General features: G+C 56.3%; 15 protein-coding genes. 10 read left to right on the top strand and 5 right to left on the bottom strand.

Features of this window, described 5'->3' with window-relative positions:
• Nucleotides 1-134 precede the first annotated feature (134 nt).
• From RIB44_03460 to RIB44_03445, 4 genes are all read left to right on the top strand, one after another.
• Nucleotides 135-1,151: a MoxR family ATPase gene (locus tag RIB44_03460; protein MEQ8615632.1), complete on the top strand. Its 1,017-nt coding sequence runs from the start codon at nt 135-137 to the stop codon at nt 1,149-1,151.
• Between the two features lie 113 nt (nt 1,152-1,264).
• Nucleotides 1,265-2,158, top strand: coding sequence for a DUF58 domain-containing protein (locus tag RIB44_03455; GenBank protein MEQ8615631.1), 894 nt, complete (start codon nt 1,265-1,267; stop codon nt 2,156-2,158).
• Between the two features lie 96 nt (nt 2,159-2,254).
• Nucleotides 2,255-4,288 carry a BatA and WFA domain-containing protein gene (locus tag RIB44_03450; protein MEQ8615630.1) on the top strand — a complete coding sequence of 678 codons (2,034 nt, stop codon included), beginning with the start codon at nt 2,255-2,257 and terminating at the stop codon, nt 4,286-4,288.
• Nucleotides 4,289-4,443: 155 nt separating this feature from the next.
• Nucleotides 4,444-5,166: a class I SAM-dependent methyltransferase gene (locus tag RIB44_03445; GenBank protein MEQ8615629.1), complete on the top strand. Its 723-nt coding sequence runs from the start codon at nt 4,444-4,446 to the stop codon at nt 5,164-5,166.
• A gap of 12 nt (nt 5,167-5,178) precedes the next feature.
• Here the strand turns inward: RIB44_03445 and RIB44_03440 are convergent, their stop codons facing one another.
• The gene (locus RIB44_03440; protein ID MEQ8615628.1) at nt 5,179-6,324 is read right to left on the bottom strand and encodes a metallophosphoesterase; all 1,146 of its coding nucleotides are present in this window, start codon (nt 6,322-6,324) and stop codon (nt 5,179-5,181) included.
• 30 nt (nt 6,325-6,354) lie between these two features.
• A complete protein-coding gene (locus RIB44_03435; protein ID MEQ8615627.1) occupies nt 6,355-8,154 on the bottom strand; it encodes a response regulator in 1,800 nt (599 codons plus the stop codon).
• Between the two features lie 250 nt (nt 8,155-8,404).
• On the opposite strand from RIB44_03435, the gene typA reads away from it, so the two are divergent.
• The 3 genes from typA to RIB44_03420 all read left to right on the top strand — a co-directional run bounded on the left by typA (nt 8,405) and on the right by RIB44_03420 (nt 11,662).
• Nucleotides 8,405-10,291 (top strand): translational GTPase TypA, encoded by a 1,887-nt coding sequence (gene typA / locus RIB44_03430; protein ID MEQ8615626.1) that lies wholly within the window; start codon nt 8,405-8,407, stop codon nt 10,289-10,291.
• 237 nt (nt 10,292-10,528) lie between these two features.
• Nucleotides 10,529-11,332 (top strand): hypothetical protein, encoded by an 804-nt coding sequence (locus tag RIB44_03425; GenBank protein MEQ8615625.1) that lies wholly within the window; start codon nt 10,529-10,531, stop codon nt 11,330-11,332.
• Nucleotides 11,333-11,431: 99 nt separating this feature from the next.
• Nucleotides 11,432-11,662, top strand: coding sequence for a hypothetical protein (locus tag RIB44_03420; GenBank protein ID MEQ8615624.1), 231 nt, complete (start codon nt 11,432-11,434; stop codon nt 11,660-11,662).
• Here RIB44_03420 and hemG read toward each other — a convergent pair.
• From hemG to RIB44_03405, 3 genes are all read right to left on the bottom strand, one after another.
• Nucleotides 11,648-13,069 (bottom strand): protoporphyrinogen oxidase, encoded by a 1,422-nt coding sequence (gene hemG / locus RIB44_03415; protein ID MEQ8615623.1) that lies wholly within the window; start codon nt 13,067-13,069, stop codon nt 11,648-11,650. The genes RIB44_03420 and hemG overlap by 15 nt on opposite strands.
• 69 nt (nt 13,070-13,138) lie before the next feature.
• Nucleotides 13,139-14,041 (bottom strand): hypothetical protein, encoded by a 903-nt coding sequence (locus RIB44_03410; protein MEQ8615622.1) that lies wholly within the window; start codon nt 14,039-14,041, stop codon nt 13,139-13,141.
• A gap of 108 nt (nt 14,042-14,149) precedes the next feature.
• Nucleotides 14,150-15,181 (bottom strand): DUF1573 domain-containing protein, encoded by a 1,032-nt coding sequence (locus tag RIB44_03405; protein MEQ8615621.1) that lies wholly within the window; start codon nt 15,179-15,181, stop codon nt 14,150-14,152.
• 354 nt (nt 15,182-15,535) lie between these two features.
• Here RIB44_03405 and RIB44_03400 point away from each other — a divergent pair, with 354 nt between their 5' ends.
• From RIB44_03400 to purL, 3 genes are all read left to right on the top strand, one after another.
• Nucleotides 15,536-16,465 carry a hypothetical protein gene (locus tag RIB44_03400; GenBank protein ID MEQ8615620.1) on the top strand — a complete coding sequence of 310 codons (930 nt, stop codon included), beginning with the start codon at nt 15,536-15,538 and terminating at the stop codon, nt 16,463-16,465.
• 156 nt (nt 16,466-16,621) lie between these two features.
• A complete protein-coding gene (locus tag RIB44_03395; protein ID MEQ8615619.1) occupies nt 16,622-17,482 on the top strand; it encodes a prephenate dehydrogenase/arogenate dehydrogenase family protein in 861 nt (286 codons plus the stop codon).
• Nucleotides 17,466-20,396, top strand: a complete 2,931-nt coding sequence (gene purL, locus RIB44_03390; protein ID MEQ8615618.1) for a phosphoribosylformylglycinamidine synthase subunit PurL — start codon at nt 17,466-17,468, stop codon at nt 20,394-20,396. Before RIB44_03395 ends, purL begins: the two co-directional genes overlap by 17 nt.
• Nucleotides 20,397-20,449 lie beyond the last annotated feature (53 nt).

Raw genomic sequence — 20,449 nt, 5'->3', positions numbered from 1 at the left:
ATGAAACTTTATTTAGGACACGGATTTCACAGATCACACGGATGCTATTGCCAAACTCAATTGAAAAAGAGTCCGTGTCAGCCGTGCAATCCGTGTTCAAAAACCAACGTTGGAAGTGACAGAAAGCAAAGTTCATGAGCAACGCAGCTGAGTTAGAGAAGCAAGCCGAAGAATTTTCCGCACGGTACAAAGCCGTGCGGGAAGAGATTGGCAAAGTGATCGTTGGACATTCGGACATTATCCACGGTGTGTTGACCTGCCTCTTCGTGGGCGGACACTGTCTTCTGGAAGGCGTTCCCGGCCTGGGGAAGACCTTGTTGGTGCGAACCTTGTCTCAGACGCTGGACCTCGACTTTTCGCGCATTCAGTTCACGCCCGACTTGATGCCGGCTGATATTCTGGGCACGAACATGGTCGTCGAAACGCCTGACGGGAAGCGTGAGTTTCAGTTTCAGAAGGGGCCAATCTTCACGCAGATTTGCCTCGCGGACGAAATCAATCGTGCAACCCCCAAAACGCAGTCGGCGATGCTCGAAACGATGCAAGAAAAGCGGGTGAGCATCGCTGGGAAGGTGTTTCCGATGGAACCGCCTTTCTTCGTGATGGCAACGCAGAACCCTTTGGAACAGGAAGGCACCTATCCGCTGCCGGAAGCTCAGCTCGATCGCTTCTTCTTCAAACTAATCGTTGGCTATTCGGGCCGTGAGGAACTCGCAACGATTATCGACCGCACCACTCGCGGCGTCGTGATCGAACCCGAGAAAGTGATGGACGGTAGCGAAATCGTGAAGTGGCAACAACTCGTGCGCGAAGTAATCGTCGCTCCACACGTGCAGGATTATATCGTGCGATTGACACTTGCGACTCATCCGGAAGGACCCTTTGCTCAGCCCGCCACCAACAAGTATCTCCGCTGGGGTAGCAGCCCACGTGGGGCTCAAACGATTACGCTTGCCGCGAAAGTTCGAGCGTTATTGGCCGGCCGCTTCAACGTCAGCTTCGACGATATCCGCCGCGTCTACCTGCCAGCGCTACGGCATCGCGTGATCCTCAACTTCGAGGCCCAAGCTGAGGGAATCGAAACCGACGCCGTGTTGGTAGACATTCTGAAGAAGGTGCCTGAAAAGGCGGACGACACGGCGGCGGCTTAACAAGTCCGCAGTTTTCAGTTTTCAGTGTTCAGTTTTCAGTGTTCAGTTTTCAGTTACGAAAACGACGCCATTGAGTGCTGAAAACTGAACACTGAAAACTGAATACTATCCTAATGCCTACCGCTCCTGAATCCGAACTGCTCACCCCCGCCTTGCTTAACCAGCTTGAGCGGCTTGAGCTTGTCACGCGCAAAATATTCCGCGGGCAACTCAAGGGGGAACGTCGCAGCAAGCGGAAAGGGCAAAGCGTTGAGTTCGCGGATTTTCGCAACTACGTCGCCGGTGACGACCTGCGGCTGTTGGATTGGAATCTCTACGCACGGCTCGACAAGTTGATTATCAAGCTCTTCCTCGAAGAAGAAGACCTGCACTTCTACACACTGATCGACGCCAGCATGTCGATGGATTTTGGCGAGCCGACGAAACTGCAATATGCCAAGCAGTTGGCCGCCGCTTTAGGCTTTGTGGGCCTTGTGCGTGCTGATCGGGTACGTATTGAAACGCTTGGGCAAACTCCCAGTGAACGCTCCCCGGTGCTGAGGGGGCGGCACAATGTGTGGAGGATGATTGAGCAGCTAGAGGCCGTCGAAGCGGGAGAAACCGCTTCGCTGGCCGAAGGGGTCAAGAACTTCTGCCTGCGAAATAGCGGCCGCGGAATCGTATTGCTGTTGAGCGACATGATGGACAAGTCAGGGTATGAGCCAGCCCTGCGTTATCTGATGTCGCACGACATGGATTGCTACGTGATTCAAATCCTCTCGCAAGAAGAACTGGAGCCGGACGTCAAAGGTGACCTCAAGCTGGTCGACTGCGAGGATCAAGACGAAGCCGAGATCACCGTGAGCGTCCCACTCTTGGCACGCTACGACCGCACATTGAAGGCGTTCACCAGCGGCGTGCAAGACTTTTGCAACCGCCGCGGCATGAATTACTTGCTGACAAACACACAAACGCCCGTTGAGCAGTTGGTAGCACAGCATTTGCGCCGACGCGGGCTGGTGAGATAGCAATGAATGATGAGTGATGAGCGATGATTCCTTCGCAAAGCCAAATGAGCAACCAACTATTCATCACTCATCATTAATAAGTCATAGTTCACAATTATGGACTCGCTTTTCCGCAACACGTTAGGCCCTGCCGCTTGGACCGCCATTGCTTTGGTGCCGCCGGCGATCTTTGCGTTGTACTTTCTGAAGCTACGTCGCACGCCGGTGGAAGTGCCAAGCACCTACCTTTGGCATCGGGTGATTGAAGACCTGCGGGTCAACAGTCTGTGGCAGCGACTGAGGAAGAGTTTGCTTCTGCTGCTCCAAATATTGCTCGTCGCTCTGGCAATGCTTGCCCTGCTGCGACCGGGTTGGCTTGGGCAGCGGCTGGAAGGGGAGAAGTTCATTTTTGTCATCGACAATTCAGCCAGCATGAACGCTGAGGATGTCGATGGTCAATCTCGCTTGGCGATTGCGAAGCAAAAAGTTCTCGCCCTAATCGATCAACTTGAATCCGACATGTCGGCGATGGTCGTCACGTTTTCGGATCGGCCCGATCTGGCTCAGGAGATGACCGATAATCGCAGGCTTCTCAGACAGTCCGTCGAACGGATCAAGCCAACTGCACGACAAACGGACGTCCGTGGTGCTTTGGAACTGGCCGACGGATTCGCCAACCGGGAGAAGGTGATCATTGAGGATGCCGGCCCGGCGTTTGATGCGGCTGCCCCCGAGCCGGTAGAGCTATTCCTCTTCAGCGACGGGCGGTTTGGGCCGGTCGATGATTTTTCGTTTGGAAATCTGCAGCCCAAGTACTTGCCGATTGGTTCTTTCGACGCCCAGAATCTTGCCATCACGTCGTTCAACACGCGCCGTAGCGAGAACTCGGTGAACGAACGGCAAGCGTTCGTGCAGGTAGCAAACGCAAGCAAAGAGGATGTCAAAGCGGTCGTCGAAGTTTACCTCGACGACGCACTTTTCGACGCGGCTGAGGTCGATTGTCCCGCGGAAGGGAGCAACTCCTACACCTTTCGTTTGGGAGAGGTTGGCAGCGGCGTCCTCAGAGCGAAGCTTACTCCGCCATCCGAATTCAACGATGCACTAGTGATCGACAATACCGCTTACGCGGTGCTCGACCCCGTGAAAGATACCCGAGTGCTGCTAGTGACGCCTGGCAACACGACGCTGGAGGTTGCGTTGACCACCGAGCGCACGAAACGCTTGGCCGAAATCAAAGTCGCCAGCGTTGAGGAATTCAAGTCTGAAGAATTCCAACGTCAGGTCCAAGCCGAAGTCTTCGATCTGATCATCTTCGATCAATACGCCCCCGAGCAGATGCCTCCCGCCAATACGCTCTTCATCGGCCGCATTCCACCACTGCCCAGTTGGCAGGAGGAATCAGGCAAGGAGCCTGTGTTTGGGCCCCAGATTATTGACTGGCAGCGAAGCCACCCGCTGCTGAATCTCGTGGAGTTGGGCAACGTGCAGATCATCGACACCTTGACGGTCGATCCGCCACCTGGCGGGAAAGTCCTTATCGACTCGACGAAAGGCCCGATCGCTGCAATTGCTCCGCGTGGTGCTTATGAGGATGCGGTGCTGGGTTTCGAACTGATCGGCGTCGACAGTGCCGGCAATGTCAACGTCAACACGAATTGGCCACGGTCGTTCAGTTTCACAAATTTTTCGCTCAATACGATCGAGTACCTGGGCGGAGCGTCGCAACTGCAAGACTTGAGCTTCAAGCCGGGCAATACCGTCGAACTCGATCTTGTCGGTGCGGGAAAAGACTTAACGATAACATTGCCAGATGGCCAGAAGCTGAATCGACAACGCCCAGAAAAAGGGCAATTCTCTTTTCACGACACCGAGCAAATCGGCGTTTATGAGATCGCCTCCGGCAGTGATACAATACGCCGCTTCGCAGTCAATCTGTTCGATCGCGCGGAGAGCGACATCCCGCTACGAGTTCGTCAAGATGATGAGGATAAAGTGAAGACCGTCGAATCGCTCGCAATCGGCTACGTGGATGTCACCGCAGAGGAGCGAGAAACGCCTGCTCGTAAGGAGATTTGGCAGTGGCTGCTGATGGCGGTACTGGCCGTGCTGGTGCTGGAATGGTACATATACAATCGTCGAGTTTACGTGTAATTCGCGGATTTTCAGGTTCTCGCGGGTGGTTGAAAACTGGGGGCTCTCTCCACTCGTCCCCAGCCACGCAACACTCACCAAGGACTACTGCCAGATCTCGGCTCACAACTTTTTGAGATGGAACGAAAGTGCGTAGCTCATTGAAACCGAAACCCTTGAAACCACTTCGCCGAAGTCGAAGGGGGAAAAAGCCCCGCAAGCGCTCGTTACAGAAGCTGATCGAGAATGATGCGATCCGCAAACTCAGTGGTGACGACTACCGCGATAAAGTCAAACGTGTCTATGGCGGTCCGAAAGGTGCGTTGCTTTCGACGTGCAGCACGCTTTCACTGCATATCCCCCTGGGGAAAAGAATCTTTCGCCGTCGTAAGTTTGACCTCCGTGGGGCACGTTCGATTCTCGATGTGGGCAGCGGTGCTGGCCAAATTGCCGGGCACGTGCTTCGCTATTCTGACCCTGAAGCCGAAGTGACTTGCACCGACCTCTCGCGACAGATGCTTCGCCGGGCTCGTAATCGGTTGAAAGCCGGCTCGCCACGATTTGTCACTGCAGACTTGGCCCACTTACCTTTCAAGGATGGTGCCTTCGACTGCATTACTTGCGGCTACGTTCTCGAGCATCTGCCCGACCCTGAGCCAGGACTTGCTGAGATGTCGCGAGTCCTCGAGAAGGGCGGTCGGATGTTTCTGCTGACCACCGAAGACAATTTCTCAGGCGCATGGACCAGCCGTATGTGGTATTGCCGCACTTACAATCGGGCAGAGCTCATGCGACTGTGCGAAAGTTTGAATCTTCGCTGGAAGCAAGAGATTTGGTTCACGAAGATGCACAAGGCAATCCGCGCTGGCGGGATTTGTGTTGAGATCGAAAAAGTCTAGCGACTTGCCCGCTTAGCCGTCTGTCAGTGTCAACACGGCTACCTCCGGCGGGCAATTCAGTCGAAGAGGAGTCTTGCCCGAGAATCCACGGGTAACGTGCAGCACGGTACCGCCGCCCAAGAACACGCCGCAACAATATTTGGTGCCGTACAAACTGGGACTAAGGATTGGCCCCAGGATTGGCGCGCAGAACTGCCCGCCGTGCGTGTGCCCAGCGAGTGCTAAGTCGGCTTCGGCTTCGATGCACCAACGTAACTGGTCCGGCGTATGCGATAGGGCTAGCCGAAACTCGGCAGGCCGCTTTGGCTGCGGCTCGGCCGGCGGGCCTTTCCAGTGCAGCTCATTGCCACCAATGCTTACTGGGACACCTTCCCACGAAGTCTGTTCCCACTGGTCGCCGACGTAAGTCCAACCAAGCTCTTGCAGCCTCTTGATAGTCTCCGCTTCGTCAATGAACAGATCATGATTGCCGAGGATGAAATAACGGCCTAAGCGGGCACGCATCGGGGCAAGGGTGGTTTCGAGCCACGGCCAACACTCCGTCTTCTCGACAATGTCGCCCGTCACGAAAATCACATCCGGCTGCTGCTCGTTGACCACTTCAACGAGTTGCTCATAGTACCGTCGTTCAAGCCTCCCAGCCATGTGGATATCGCTCAAATGAACGATCCTGGTCCCCTCGAGTTCCGCGGGAAGGGCAGGCAGCTTGAGGCGACGATTCTCCACGTGAAGCTGCATCGTTTGGTTGCCAGGGACCCTTGCCAGCCGTTTTGCGAAGTCTGTCAAGTAAGGTTCCTCTGAAAGACTTTCCGACAAGTCGTGAAGCTGCGAAGTTGATTCGACGACAACCTTCGAGTCGTAACGATTCCGCTCTTCAAAGACTTTCGCAAAAAGTGAGAGGACACAGACCCAGATGCAGAGCCAGCAATAGTAAGTCGCCCAAGTCGCTTCGGAAGTGAAAGGCTGAAACAAAGAAGAGGGCTGTTGAAAGCCGATCCACGCGATCACCACCGGAAGGCACAAGAAAAGGAGCAAGCTGAGGCGGGTGAGTGCTTCTAGCAACCAACGCACGACTGGGCAGGCATGCAACCGATTCACGATCGCCACCCAGAGAAACCCGTGGCCGACTAACGCTACGGCAATGAGAAACCAGTTCACGCTCTCCAACTTCCTTGTCTCGCACCAAGACTACTCATCGAACGCTTGCAAATTATCCTCAAGCGTACTGACTAGCTGATCGAGCCGGAAGGGTTTATAGAGGACTGAGCGAACACCCTCGCGGCGAGCCTTGACGATCGAGTGTCCCGGATCGTAGCCGAATCCGGTCATCAAGACCAAGGGGACCGGATCAATGACTTCGCGGAGTTTCAGGAGAAGTTCGTACCCATTCATGTCGGGCAAGCGAATATCGGCGATGATGACATCGTACTTCTCACCTTCTGAGAGGTTACGCACCATGTAGGTCGCTTCGTTGCCGTTGTGAGCGGTCTCGATAAAGCAGTGGTAGCGATCAAGCAGTTCGTGTGCCGCCGAACGGACCGTATCGTCATCGTCGACGACCAGAATCCGCTTCCCGGAGAGCTTTGGCCTCAACTCGCTCTCGTCCGACCCAACCTGAGCGGTCATCGGGGCCAGGCTTTGGCCAACCTTCTGAATCACACGCTTGATATCTCGCGCATTCTTGAGGATTCGTTGCAAACGCTCGACCACCGGCTGATCGTGGCCAATGTAGCTTTCCATCACGTTCACCGCGTCATTGAGGATGACATCCACAGGCAGCGCGACCGCGCTGTGAATGGCCTCGACGCTAGCTGCCGCGGTGCTGGCCTTTTGGGCGTCTAGTAATTCCAGCGTGTTCAAAGCCGCGGCAACACTACGAGCAAAGATTTCGAGGAACTGCAAGTCACCCTCGTCAAACGCATTTCCATCGGGACTTTCGACATTGAGCGTACCAATGACCATATCGTGCAACATCAGTGGCACGGTAAGCGAGCTTCGCGCACCTTCGGCACCTTCAAGATAAAGCGGATCTTCAGTCGTGTGCCCGCAGAGATAACTCTTTCCTGTCGCAGCGACGAACCCAGTGACTCCGTTGCCTTCACTCTCAGCGAGGAGCTTGCGTTCGACGGCTGATTGAACCATGCCCACAGCCATGATGGGCTCGAGAACTCGCGTCTGCTGATCCAGCATGCGAATCTCGATCACGTCCAAGTGCAGGACATCCTGCATGCAGTGCAGGATGTTGTCCTTGAGTAGCTCGACACGTTCTTTGTAATCGAGAGTCGAAACCTCGTCGGGCATCAAATCCGCCAGGTCGGTACCCGCCTGATGGATGGCTGCCAATTTTTGCTGTTGGACGACTTCGTCGGTGACATCGTGCACCGTCACGATGAGGTGCTCGGGGACACGGTCCTCTTCGGTGACTGGTGTGGCGTAAACCTTGTAGTAACGATTGTCCTCTGTCCGCAGCGTAGAAACACTGCAGGCTCCCGTCGAGAAAGCGGAATGGAAGGGACAGAAGTCAGGTCCCAAAATCTCCGGGCCACCTAGCGCTCGATAGAAGTTTTCTCCGGCAATAGGCTCGACCTTGCTCCAGGAATCGAACGCATCGTTGCTCCACAGAACGAGATTCTCCTTGTCGAGCATCACAACGCCATCGGACATGCATCGCAGAATGCGGTCGTTGTGCAGCAGCCGGCCGACGTCCGTTGCCTCAGCGAAGTACTCGGCATCCACATAAACGGCTGAAAAGTCTTCACGGGCGACTTTTGCCAAGGCTCGCAGCGTCGAGTTGATCTCAACGACTTCGACATCGCTGCCTAGTCGTTCTCGCAGAGCGACCGCGGCATCATTTGCTCCGCCCAGATAGAGAATCCGCGTAGGTGAAGCTTGAGTGCCTGCTTCTGACGCGGTTGTCTCAGAGGAAGTTGGTCCCGGTGGCACGGTCGTCAAGATACCCGGGGTGGGTGCGGCTTCAGGCAGCGGCAATACTGGCGTAGCTTATTTCTCTTAGCTTCTATTAGTTACTTTAAGTATAGGAACGGGTTTTGGAACAACAAGTTTGATAGATTCTCGAACTTCTTCTGAAATATTTTTCGTTAGCCTTTGCAGTTGAGAATGGCTGAGACTAACGCGACACGTCGAAATCGCGTAGAATTCGACTCCCTCCAACACATCTCGAGTCCTGAAAAGACTGTCACCTGCCGCCCTGCTATGGGCCCCACGCTAAAACCGTTTCATGCCAACGACCCAAGATTCGATCCAAGCCGCGAACCTACGTAATGTGGCGATTATCGCCCACGTCGACCATGGAAAGACGACGCTCGTCGATCAGATGCTCTATCAATCGGGCCTCTATCGCGAAGAGGAACTCTCCAAGCTTGCGGGTGGACAGCACGGGCTGATCCTCGATAGCAACGATTTGGAGCGGGAGCGGGGGATTACGATCACCAGCAAAAACTGCGCCGTCACTTATACGACTCCCGAGGGAGAAACCTATCGAATCAACCTGATCGATACCCCAGGTCACGCCGACTTCGGTGGTGAGGTCGAGCGAGTTCTCGGAATGGCCAGCGGCACGCTTTTGCTAGTCGACGCTTACGAAGGGCCAATGCCACAGACGCGTTTTGTACTACAGAAGTCGCTCGAGCGTGGACTCAAGCCGATCGTTGTGGTCAATAAAGTCGATCGTCCGGATGCACGCCCCCAAACGGCCGTTGATGAAGTGTTTGACCTATTGGTCGATCTGGATGCTCCCGATGAAGTACTCGACTTCCCAGTGATTTACGCCTCAGCGAAAGAGGGCTGGGCCACCGATGACTTAGACAACAAGAATGACAACCTACAGCCTCTCTTCGATCAAATCGTCGAAAAGGTTCCGCCACCACACGACGGCAGCCGCCAGGACGATCCACTGCAGATGAAAGTGACGACCCTCGATTATTCCGATTATGTGGGGCGTATTGCCATCGGACGTGTCCATGCGGGCAAGGTCGAGCGACGTCAGCGCATCCAGGTGATCGACGCTGAGGGCAAAGTCAGCTCTCGGCAAGTCAGCCAAGTTCTCGGCTTCCAGGGATTAGACCGCGTTGAGGTTGAAGAGGTATCGGCCGGTGATCTTTGTGCACTCGTTGGGCTCGAACCAATCGAAATCGGTGATACGGTCGCCGATGCGGACTCGCCCGTGGCGCTGCCCTCAACGCCGATTGACGAACCGACGTTGCATATGGTTTTCCGTGTCAACGACGGCCCCCTCTCAGGCCGTGATGGAAAGTTCGTGACAAGCCGTCAGATTGGCGAGCGTCTGGAAAAGGAACTTCGCTCGAACGTGGCCCTCCGTGTCGAGCCGGGCGAATCACAAGAACAGTTCCGCGTCTCCGGACGGGGACTGATGCACCTGGGCATTCTGATCGAGAACATGCGTCGCGAGGGTTACGAGCTTTGCGTCGGCAAGCCGCAAGTGATTTTGCGCGAGATCGATGGCCAGAAATGCGAGCCAATCGAAGAACTCGTGGTCGATTGCCCCGAGGACTGCCAGAGCGCCGTGATGTCGCTCTTGGGAGATCGCCGAGCGGAACTCGTGAAGATGGGCAGCCGTTCGAACACCAGCGGGTTTGTCCACTTGGAGTTCAAACTTCCAGCCCGCTCACTGATGGGCCTACGGAGCCGCATGCTCAACGCGACCGCAGGGCAGGCGATCATGCATCACACGGTACTCGGGTACGAACCGATTAAAGGCGAGGTGCCTCAACGTTCGATGGGCGTCCTGGTTGCGAACGAATCGGGACAAGCCACTGCCTACGCGTTGGACGCGCTCTACGATCGGGGCATTTTCTTCGTGAAACCTGGCGACCAAGTCTACGAAGGACAGATCGTAGGGGAAAACTGCCGCAGCGGCGATCTCGTGGTCAACGTCGTCCGGGGCAAGAAACTCACGAACGTCCGCGCCGCCGGTAAGGACGATAACTCGCAGGTTCGCCCCGTGAGGGAGATGTCTCTGGAAGCTTCGATGGAGTATTTGGAAGATGATGAGCTCGTCGAAGTCACGCCCAGCAACATCCGACTGCGGAAGACGCTGCTCATCGAAGCCGAGCGACGGCGTGAGGCTCGACGGAAGTCTTCCTAAGGATATACGGACACCCTCACCCTACCCCTCTCCAGCAAGCGGGATAGGGAACGAACTGTACCGCTTAGCGGTCGATCGGTATTGTCGTTACGACTGTCGCAATCGGACCGTTAACCATTCGACTCGGTCTCGAACCCACGGGAAATCTTACCCTGTGGAATTCTGGCATCCTCAGAAAGCTATCCTTTCGAAAGCGCACAAGGTCTGCGCAGCCACGTCTGCTATCTGGATGTCCCCATGACTTCAAACCCTACGAACCGTTTCCCACGATCCGCCCCACGCCGTGGGCTCTCCTTCTTCGAGTTCACAGGCTGCTTTGTCGCGGTAATCGTGGGGGCTGTCCTTGGTGCCATGTACCTTGGCGTCGATGTCAAAGGGATCGCTCTCTCGGTTCTCGAAAAAACGGAACTCATCGAGCCGACCGGCGAGGAGAGTGTCGCAGGCGTGGAGTCTACAGAAATCGAACAGCCTGTCGTCGCCGGCGATGCCTCAACAACGCTGGCAGAAAATCAGGACGAATCCATCGTACCTGCGAACGAACCTGCCGCTGAGCAGACCTGGCAAGAGACGATCACCTCAGCGGTGAACGAACATTTGCCTCCAGAGGTTCCTGTCGAAGAGCAACGCAAGCTGACGCGTGCTTATTGGGAAAAGCTACTAACGGCATTGGACGAGAGTAAGCGAGCTGCCGCTAAAGCCTCGCAGTTCTCTGGTCAGCCTCAGCTTTACGATTTGCTGGCCAACCGCAAGCAGGTTCACGTCGATACCCTGAAACGGATGGACGACCTCGATACGCATGGCGTCAATGTCCGCGTCGTCTCGTACTCGGCAGCAATCAAGCAGTGGCACCAGGATGGCGAAAGACTCTACACACGAGCGATGGACTTGCTCACCGATACGGCGAAGGCTGAGCTCTCCGGTCCTTTTGCCCAGAGCTGGCAAAGCGCTGCAACGCAGCACCGCATGGAAGAGCGGTTGCTAAAAGACCGTCGCGCTGCTCTGGAGAATTACGTCGATCACTGGCTAAGCGAAGCGGAGTGAGAGGCGTAGTCCACCCTGAGATTTGCTCGATGATTGCGGGGTTGGTAAAATTGGCAATAGCTCTAACGACCTCGCTGCCTTGATTATCGAGTTTCTTCTGTGAAACGATCTCGTGCTTTCCTGATGCTTGCTTCAATCGTCCTCTTAGGGATGATCGTTGAAGTCACCGTCGGCAGAAAGTACTTCCGTGGCGAGCAGGCACCTGAAAAGTGCTACGTCTGCCCCATTTTTGCTACCGGGGAACAAGCGAACTGCCCAGCGGGCGAAGATTGCCAACGCTGCAATGGCGAGCAGTGCCAAACAGAGTCGCCTGAGTCAGCCATCGAGTGAATTCAACACGGCCTTCGCCGCACGCTTCCCGCTGGCAACGCAATGGGGGATACCAACGCCGCGGTACGCATTGCCCGCAAGCGCTAGTCCTTGATGCTCAGCTGTGAGATGCTCGATTTCCTCCACAAGGTCAAGATGCCCTACCTCGTACTGCGGCATCGCGGATTGCCAGCGTGCAATATCCACCGTCAGCGGTTCACCCTGTACCCCTAACAGTTCTGCTATCTCGGATTTCACGAGTTCAAGCAGCGGCTGATCCGCAAGCTCAACCAACTTGCTCTGTAGCATTCCTCCAACGAATGCACGCATCAGGGCGACTTCTTCAGGGGCCCGGCCCGGAAACTTAACGCTCAGGAAACTCCCAGCAAGAATCTTCCGTCCCTCCCTCTCAGGAATGACAAAGCCAAAGCCGTCCAGCTCGCGGCCTATTTGGTCAAGCGGGTAAGCACAGCTCACTACAATGCTGCTGGCCGACTTGATTCGACGAAGCTCTTCACCCAATTGCGCATCTAAGGGCGAGAGAAGCTGACTACTGACATGGGCAGGTGTTGCGAGGACCACCGCGTCGAATGCAACTGGCATTTCGGATTCAATCGTTGCTACTTGCCAACGAGAATCAGCACGATGGATCGAGGTGACCGGTTGATTCAAGAGAATGGTACCCTCAGGCAAGGAGGCCGTTAGGGCTTCAATAAACTCGCTCATGCCATTAGGAAAACTCAAGAAAGCCGAATAGCGAGCCCCGCTGGCACCAGTCTCCTCGGTTTGTATCTCGGCCTGAGCTTGCACCGATGCATAGAGGCTTCCATATTTACGCTCCGCTTCGAGAAAATCGGGCATGGTTGCCCGGAGGCTTAGCCTGTGCGCATCCGCAACGTAGATGCCCCCCATCAGTGGCTGGACGAGCCGATCGTAAACTTCCTGGCCAAGTCTGCGGATGGCAAAACCCGCGACGCTCTCGTCGTGGTCGGGCTCGTTGCAGTTCGGATGGGGCGGGACATGCTTCTCTTCAAGAAACCGCTGCTTGCCCGCGTCGCTGAGAATCGGCGAGGCCAGAACGGCCTCCTCGGACATTGCCCGCATCAGAACAAAACCTGCGGGAACCGGCACCAGTTGGCCATTGTGGACGATCAACGCCCGACGATGCTTTTCATTGGTGGGAATCAGTCGGCTTTCGACACCAAGCTGACGGCATAACTCCAGTGCGTCGGGTGTCTTGGTGATAAAGCTGTCGGCTCCTTGCTCAATCAGAAAGTCTTCTCGCGGCAGAGAGCTCAAAGCCCCGCCGAGCCGAGACGAAGCTTCGTAAAGCCGCAGCGTTGCCGTTGGCATCTGGCGATGCAGCTGAAAGGCAGCCGTCAGGCCGCTGATTCCGCCTCCGATGATGGCAACTCTTGGGCTGGGCATGGAATCAATGGCTGCGGAACGCCACGGAGGGCGGCTCCTAAGAGTCGAGAGAACGAGAAGTAATCCGTTCTACCAAACGTTACGGCTTGATCGCCAGGGCCAGTAGGAGCGGGGGCGTGCTCCCAGTCGGAGCTCCATCCCGGCGGTCAGCGAGATGTTGTGCATCGTCGAGACCCCATCGGCACCGAATGCCAAATTGTCCAAGACCTCCAACCGCCACACGAGCCAAGGCGTCTGGGGGAATTCCACGCCACCGCCAAAAGGCATTCCCAGCAACGTGATTTCATTGCCAGAGCCGTCGGGGTTCACCGACCCCACTTCCGCCAGCCCCACGCCCAGCAGCATGTAAGGGCGAACCTTCGTATCGCCCCAGGGGTAGTAGAGAATGTCGATGTCGCCGACGAAGTAGTTCCCGCTAGGCGGATTTCCCGCGGTCGCAGCGGTCTGAATGTCGGGATTCGACCAACCAAGTCGACCCTGGATGCCCCAGTAGTAATCAAAGTCCCAACCGATTCGAATTCCGCCGAACAGATCATTCGACTGCCCGACGCTGCCGGTGACGAGGTCGTCACTCAGCAGAGGACCAAGGAACCAGTCGACGTGGTAGGGCCGGTTGAGCCAGCTTGTGCGTTCCAGTGGAACGCCGCGACCTACATGCCGCCCATGTGTTGCCGAATGTCGGAAGCCAAAGTCCCGTAGCAGATCGAACGGCCGCCAGAGAGCCGCGTCGTATTGCATGTAGAGCTCGTCGTCGTAGACGGGCTCACCAAACGCGTCGCAGCCTTCACACTCAAGCAACTCGCCCCCGTCAGGGGCCGTCGATTGGTCCGGCGGATAATAATGCTTTGCAGGAACTCTCAGTTCGTCTGCATTCCGCGCATACTCGACCGCCTGCGCATTTTCTGTTGCCAGAAGCAGAAGGCAAGAAGTCAGCGCACAGAAAGCCAGCGAGAATCGAAAGGGATACTCCATCGTGGGCGGAGTATGTCAACGTGCAGTTAGTACGTCAATCGAAGTAGTACGGCCACTCTTGGCCGTCTCTCTTGAATGACGAACGGGCAGGAGTGCCCGTTCTACAGACTAGCGTGCGTTGCTAGCAGCGGTGCGAGTCGCTTCGGCTTTCGGGGCCACGATCGCTGAAGCGACACAAGTCGCCCCGCGTCCCGCACCGCGATCGGTGATGATTTGGATCGGAGCACGCAGCTTGCCCGCATCATCGCCCGCTTTGAAACGCAGTTCGACGAGGTGGACGCGTTTGCTAGCAGGATCGACCTTGAAGTCGAAGCTCTGGTCTTCGCACTTGACTTCTTGAATCTTGAACGGCTGACTGCCGCGCACCACGATTCGCCGGGTAACTTCTTGCCCTGGCGTAACCGTGCCTAGCACAATGTTTTCTGGCGTGACGGAAAACTCGGGTCGAATTCTTCCGCTGATGAACAGCGGGATACGTTGTGCATCGGCTCTTGTGTCGTTCGTAACAACAGTAAGCTGGTCCTTCAGATAACCCACCGGGAGATCATCTTTCAAGCGAACCAACAAGCCGTAAGAAACTCGACCGCTAGCGCGTGACATTTCCTTGAGCTCGACTTCGAAATGCTCGTTGTCGTTGGTGACATCGACGATTTCCCAGTTTTCGCGACCTGCGTAGCTGACGTTGATCACTTGTTCACGCATGTCACCTTCAGCGACTTCGCCAAACTCGACCGCTCCGGGTGTGAATACCACATCGCTGCGGATGTTGCCGTGGACGCGGATCTGCACTTCCGCAGGATACGGAGCCCCAAAAGTCACGGTCACCGTCGCCGCCTTCTGGCCAGTGTGCGTATGCGTATTGAACTTACAGACGATGTAGGCTTTTTCGTGGGTTTTGAAGGTTCCGTTTTCGATTGTAGGCGTCGTGCATCCGCAACTGGTGCGGACTCCGACGATGTTCATCGTCTGCTTATAGATGTTCGTCACTTCAAACTTGTAAACCGTCTCAGCCCCGCGAGCCACCGTGCCGAAGTTGTGCTCCCGCTTCTCGAACATCTTCTCGGCCCATTCCTGGGCGGAAGCGGTGCTTGTAATCAATAGGGCAAGCGTTGACAGGCCGAACAATTTGAAACGGATCATGGGTCTTCTTTAGCTGCGAGGGAGGCCAGCCCCTCTAACTGATAGTCCTCTGGCCACTAATGCGGATAGCGGCTATTGAATTGAATTGATGCCGAACGACACGGTTGTCGTTGGCACCTAGGCTCTCAGGCCGAATTGTACCGCGGCAGTCCGCAAAAGGCATAGCTTGCGCTGATTATCAACTGATTTTTCCCAGTTTTCTGGGATCATGGGAACAGCAATTTGCGTAAGACCGATTAGAGGAACCTTGCCGGGTTTGATGCTGCTCTGAGAAACCTCAAAGTGAACCCACTCGCTATGGCTTATCGACTCTTCGAACAATCACGAGCTCGAAACCTTCTCGTTGGACTACTAATGCTAGCTTGCTTGGACAGTTCGTCCTGCCAGGCTGGGGTTGGTGGCTGGTACGAAGTAGGCGACACGAACATCGCGTTCGCACCAGAATTATTCGGCGCGTTTCGACGACCCTTTCAAAGCCAAGGGATCGGTACTTCGGTCGCGAACGACGCAGCGGATGGCTTTGCGGGCTGGCGTGTTCAGGTTCCCAGCGGCACCCAACTGCCTGACTCCGGCTACGAGGCTGTTCTCTACAACAGCTTCGTCAACAACGCGACGAATCAGGGCTGGTGGTTTCGTAGCCACTTTCGATTGCCGGGCGACACCACGGATTCGAGCACCGGCATGAGCGTCTACTTCAACAATCGGATTTACCTTGCGTATGTCGAGCTCAATAGCAGTAACAATCTGCAAGCCCGGCTCGTCGGCACGACTCAACAAACCATTCCGCTTACCACCGACGGCTCTGGGACCGACTATCACACCTTCGAATTGAGAGCAAACCCGGGCGGCGGCAGTGGCCAACTCTTTTTCGATGGCGAGTTCCTCACAAGTTGGTCGCCGATCATTCAGAATCACCCGAACGTCTTCAAATGGGGAGACGAGGGCCCCGCAGGCTCCAGCGATATTCGTATCCGAACACTCGCTTACGGCTGGGGAACTCCCCCGACCGATTCGCCCGCGGACCTAAACCTCGACGCGGCAGTCAACGGACTGGATCTTGCCTTGTGGTCGGATGACTACGGTGGGCTCACAAGTGAAGGCGACATCACGGGAAACGGCTTCGCCGACGGGGCCGATCTATTGGATTGGCAACGGGAGCGAAACTGGTCGCTATTCGCTCCGACGGCTATCGCACTCATCCCCGAACCTTCGACGATCGTACTCACGCTTCTTGGACTGGTGTTTTGGGAACCACGAATAGGACGAATAACACGAATGAGGTGATGCTAAACAACCCTCCAAGCGACCAGAGAAGATTCGCGATATTCGTTTCATTCGTGGTTCAAAATAGTTCAGCAAGATGATTAAGGTGAGAGAAAAGGCGACCCCATGCCGCTCGGGAGCTTGATTTGTTAGACTGTCAGCTTTGCTTGTTTCCCCATGCCGCAAAGCCCTATGCCCAGCTTCCAACGAATTGCGATCGTCGGCGTTGGTCTGCTGGGAGGTTCGATCGGCAAGGGGATCCGTCAGCGTGAGCTGGCAGAAACTGTTGTGGGCGTCGGTCGTCGGCAGGAGAGCCTCGATAAGGCGCTCGACGTTGGTGCGATTAACCAAGCGAGCCTCGATCTGGCTAGCGGAGTGGCCGGCGCAGAGCTGGTGATCGTCGCCACGCCCGTTCAGCAGATCGCTGAGCTGACAATAGCCGCCGGGAAGGCCGCTCCTGAAGCCTTGCTCACCGACGCGGGCAGTACCAAATCAGCAATCTGCGAAGCGGTAGCGGCTCAAGCCCCTGATATCGCACCTCGTTTTGTCGGCAGCCATCCGATCGCCGGAGGGCATCGCAGCGGTCCTGAATACGCGGACGGTGATCTCTTGGTGGATCGCAAGGTAATCGTCACGCCCACGGCTGCGACTCCTCAAGAGACGACCGACGCTATTTCGCAGTTCTGGCAGCGTCTGGGGGCTGAAACGATGCAGCTCACCCCCAGCGACCACGATCAGGCTTTGGCTGCCACAAGCCATTTACCCCATCTGGTCGCTTACGCACTGGCAGGGACAACCCCTGAAGAGTTCCTCCCCTTTGCCGCCGGAGGCTGGGGCGACACCACAAGGATTGCTGCCTCTGATCCAGGACTTTGGAAACAAATCTTTGCAACCAACCGCCCTGCCCTTCTCGAAGCCCTCGCAGGTTACGAAGATAACTTGACCCAGTTACGAACCGCCTGCGAACAGCAGGATTGGGACGCCCTCGAACAACTTCTAACCAAAGCTCAACGGATACGAAATGCTCTGGGAGATTGACCTCCACCCCCGTCACCAGGACGACGATCGTGCGGCAGCGCAACTTGCCCGTGACGCGGCAGACCTTCATTTGGCGGAAAGCCTCGAAGCCGCGTCGGCCCGTGGCTACCTCGTCCAAGGCGAATCACTCGACGGGGCAGCCGCCCAGCAATTGGCTCGCGAACTGTTCGGCGATCCGGTCGTTGAGCACGCGATCGTTGCTCCGGTTGGAAATGCGGCTCTCATTAAAACGCCTGAGCACCACACGGCCAATGGATCGGCCCAACTTGTGCACGTGCTGCTGAAGCCAGGCGTAATGGACCCCGTAGCCCAAAGCGCGGAAGCCGCCGCGCGTGATTTCGGCTATGACATCGACGCCGTGCGTACGCTGCGCAAGTATTGGATCGGCGGTATTGATGACAAGCGGGTCGATGAGATCAGCAAGCGACTGCTCGCCAACGACGCGATCGAGCAAGTGATCGTCGGACCACTACCGTTCGACAAACTACAACTCGGTAGCCGTTACGAGTTTGAAATCCGCCACACCGCGATTCGCGATCTCGACGACGCGGGTCTCGCGACGCTGAGCAAGACCGGCCAGCTTTACTTGCAACTGGCAGAGATGCAGACCATCCAGAAGTTCTTCCAGGAACTAGGACGAGAGCCAACCGACATCGAGCTGGAAACCATTGCGCAGACCTGGAGCGAACATTGCAGCCATAAAACACTCGCTGGTCGAATTGCCTATCGCGACGAGAAAGGCGAACAGCGTTTCGAAAATATGCTGAAAGAGACCATCTTCGCCGCCACGCAAGAATTGCGGGCCCGCTGGGGTGAGGACGATTGGTGCGTCAGCGTGTTCAAAGATAACGCGGGCATCGTCCGCTTTGACGACCAATTCAACATTGCCTTCAAAGTCGAAACCCACAATCACCCCTCCGCACTGGAGCCCTACGGTGGAGCAAACACGGGCCTGGGCGGGGTGATTCGCGACACCATCGGCACGGGCATGGGCGCCAAGCCGGTCTGCAACACCGACGTGTTTTGTTTCGCTCCACCAGACACCCCTGCCGAATCGCTTCCGCCAGGGGTGCTGCACCCAAAGCTCGTGATGCGTGGCGTGGTGGAAGGGGTACGCGACTACGGCAACCGCATGGGCATCCCCACGGTCAACGGCGCCGTGTTCTTCGATCCACGGTACCTTGGCAATCCGCTGGTCTATTGTGGCAACGTCGGAATTATCCCGAAGGAGAAGTCTTTCAAAGAGCCGCAACCCGGCGATCTAATTGTCGCCGTCGGTGGTCGCACGGGTCGCGACGGAATCCATGGGGCGACCTTCTCCAGTGCGGAACTCACCAGCGAAAGTGAAAGTCTTTCCGGCGGAGCCGTGCAAATCGGAAACGCGATTGAAGAAAAGAAAGTCCTCGACGTGCTCCTGGAAGCTCGGGATCAGGAACTCTTCACCGCCATCACCGATTGCGGTGCCGGCGGGTTCAGTAGCGCTGTTGGCGAGATGGGCGAGGAAATCGGTGCCGAAGTCTGGCTTGAAAAGGCACCCACCAAGTACGACGGGCTGACTTACACCGAGATTTGGATCTCTGAAGCGCAAGAACGGATGGTCTTGAGCGTCCCTGAATCGAACTGGGAACAGCTTCATCAGCTTTGCGAGTCTGAAGGAGTCGAGGCGACGGTCCTTGGTAAGTTTGAACCGACAGGTCGGCTTGTCCTGAAATACGACGGAGAGACGGTCTGCGATCTCTCGATGGACTTGCTCCACAACGGCCGCCCGCCGGTCGTTCGCGAAGCGACGTATTCTCCTCCCGAGGTGAAGCCACTCAGTTTGCCCACGAAAGAGAGCTACAACGGCGACCTGCTGAAGATCCTTGGCTCGCTGAATGTTGCCAGCAAAGAGTGGATCATCCGGCAGTACGATCATGAAGTGCAAGGTGGTAGTGTCGTGAAGCCGTTGGTTGGCGTCGAGAACGATGGCCCCAGCGATGCGGCGATCGTCAGGCCCGTGCTGACTTCACGAAAGGGGATTGTCATCAGCAACGGCATGAACCCGTGCTATGGAGACCACGACCCTTACCATATGGCAGCCAGCGCCATTGACGAAGCGATGCGCAACTGCGTTGCCGTAGGTGCCGACCCGAGCCGTATCGCCGTGCTTGATAACTTCTGCTGGGGCGATTGCGAGCGGAATGAGACGCTCGGGGCACTGGTTCGCGCAGCACTCGCCTGCCACGACCTTTCGCTGGTCTTCGAAACGCCCTTCATCAGCGGCAAGGATAGCCTGAACAACGAGTTCAGCTATGTCGACGACAATGGCGAGAAGCAAACGATTGCGATTCCTTCATCGCTGCTAATCAGCGCCATGGGCCAGATCGAGGATGTCGGCAAAGCCGTCACAATGGACCTCAAACAAGCGGGCAACCTGCTCTACTTGGTCGGGACCACCGCCGATGAACTGGGTGGTTCGCACTTCGCGCTCGTCAACGAGCTTGAAGGTGGACAGGTACCTGTTGTGCATCCGCAACAGGCGAAAGCGATCTTTGCCGCCCTCCATCGGGCCATTTCCGCCGGCCAAGTCGCTGCCTGCCACGACCTCAGCGAAGGAGGTCTGGCTGCCGCGGCAGCCGAGATGGCATTCGCTGGCGGACTTGGTGCTGAGCTTTCACTAGACGCGATGCCGGTGAAAGAAGTTTCCTTAGGAATCATCCAAAGACTCTTCAGCGAATCCAACAGTCGCTTCTTGTGTGAAGTGCGACCCGAAAACCAAGCCGCGTTTGAAGCGACCCTCGGCGGGGTCGCGTTTGCCAAGATCGGCACGGTTAATGATTCAGGGCGGCTTACGATCGACCTCGCGGCTCAGCGACAAGTCGATTGTTCGATTGCCGAACTGAAGCAATCCTGGCAGGCACCGCTCGATTGGTGAGCGTGCGAGAGTTCAACCCGAGAGCTTACGCCTACGGCTCAATTTCGTTATTC

It is taken from the genome of Lacipirellulaceae bacterium (genome assembly GCA_040218535.1).
Taxonomy (GTDB): domain Bacteria; phylum Planctomycetota; class Planctomycetia; order Pirellulales; family Lacipirellulaceae; genus Adhaeretor.
Note: the sequence above shows the minus strand (reverse complement) of the source record. Positions and strands in the feature narration are given on the sequence as shown.

Coding starts and splice junctions, on each gene's coding strand:
- RIB44_03460 (MEQ8615632.1), top strand. CDS start 135: ATGAGCAACGCAGCTGAGTTAGAGAAGCAAGCCGAAGAATTTTCCGCA.
- RIB44_03455 (MEQ8615631.1), top strand. CDS start 1,265: ATGCCTACCGCTCCTGAATCCGAACTGCTCACCCCCGCCTTGCTTAAC.
- RIB44_03450 (MEQ8615630.1), top strand. CDS start 2,255: ATGGACTCGCTTTTCCGCAACACGTTAGGCCCTGCCGCTTGGACCGCC.
- typA (MEQ8615626.1), top strand. CDS start 8,405: ATGCCAACGACCCAAGATTCGATCCAAGCCGCGAACCTACGTAATGTG.
- RIB44_03425 (MEQ8615625.1), top strand. CDS start 10,529: ATGACTTCAAACCCTACGAACCGTTTCCCACGATCCGCCCCACGCCGT.
- hemG (MEQ8615623.1), bottom strand. CDS start 13,069: ATGCCCAGCCCAAGAGTTGCCATCATCGGAGGCGGAATCAGCGGCCTG.
- RIB44_03410 (MEQ8615622.1), bottom strand. CDS start 14,041: ATGGAGTATCCCTTTCGATTCTCGCTGGCTTTCTGTGCGCTGACTTCT.
- RIB44_03405 (MEQ8615621.1), bottom strand. CDS start 15,181: ATGATCCGTTTCAAATTGTTCGGCCTGTCAACGCTTGCCCTATTGATT.
- RIB44_03400 (MEQ8615620.1), top strand. CDS start 15,536: ATGCTAGCTTGCTTGGACAGTTCGTCCTGCCAGGCTGGGGTTGGTGGC.
- RIB44_03395 (MEQ8615619.1), top strand. CDS start 16,622: ATGCCGCAAAGCCCTATGCCCAGCTTCCAACGAATTGCGATCGTCGGC.
- purL (MEQ8615618.1), top strand. CDS start 17,466: ATGCTCTGGGAGATTGACCTCCACCCCCGTCACCAGGACGACGATCGT.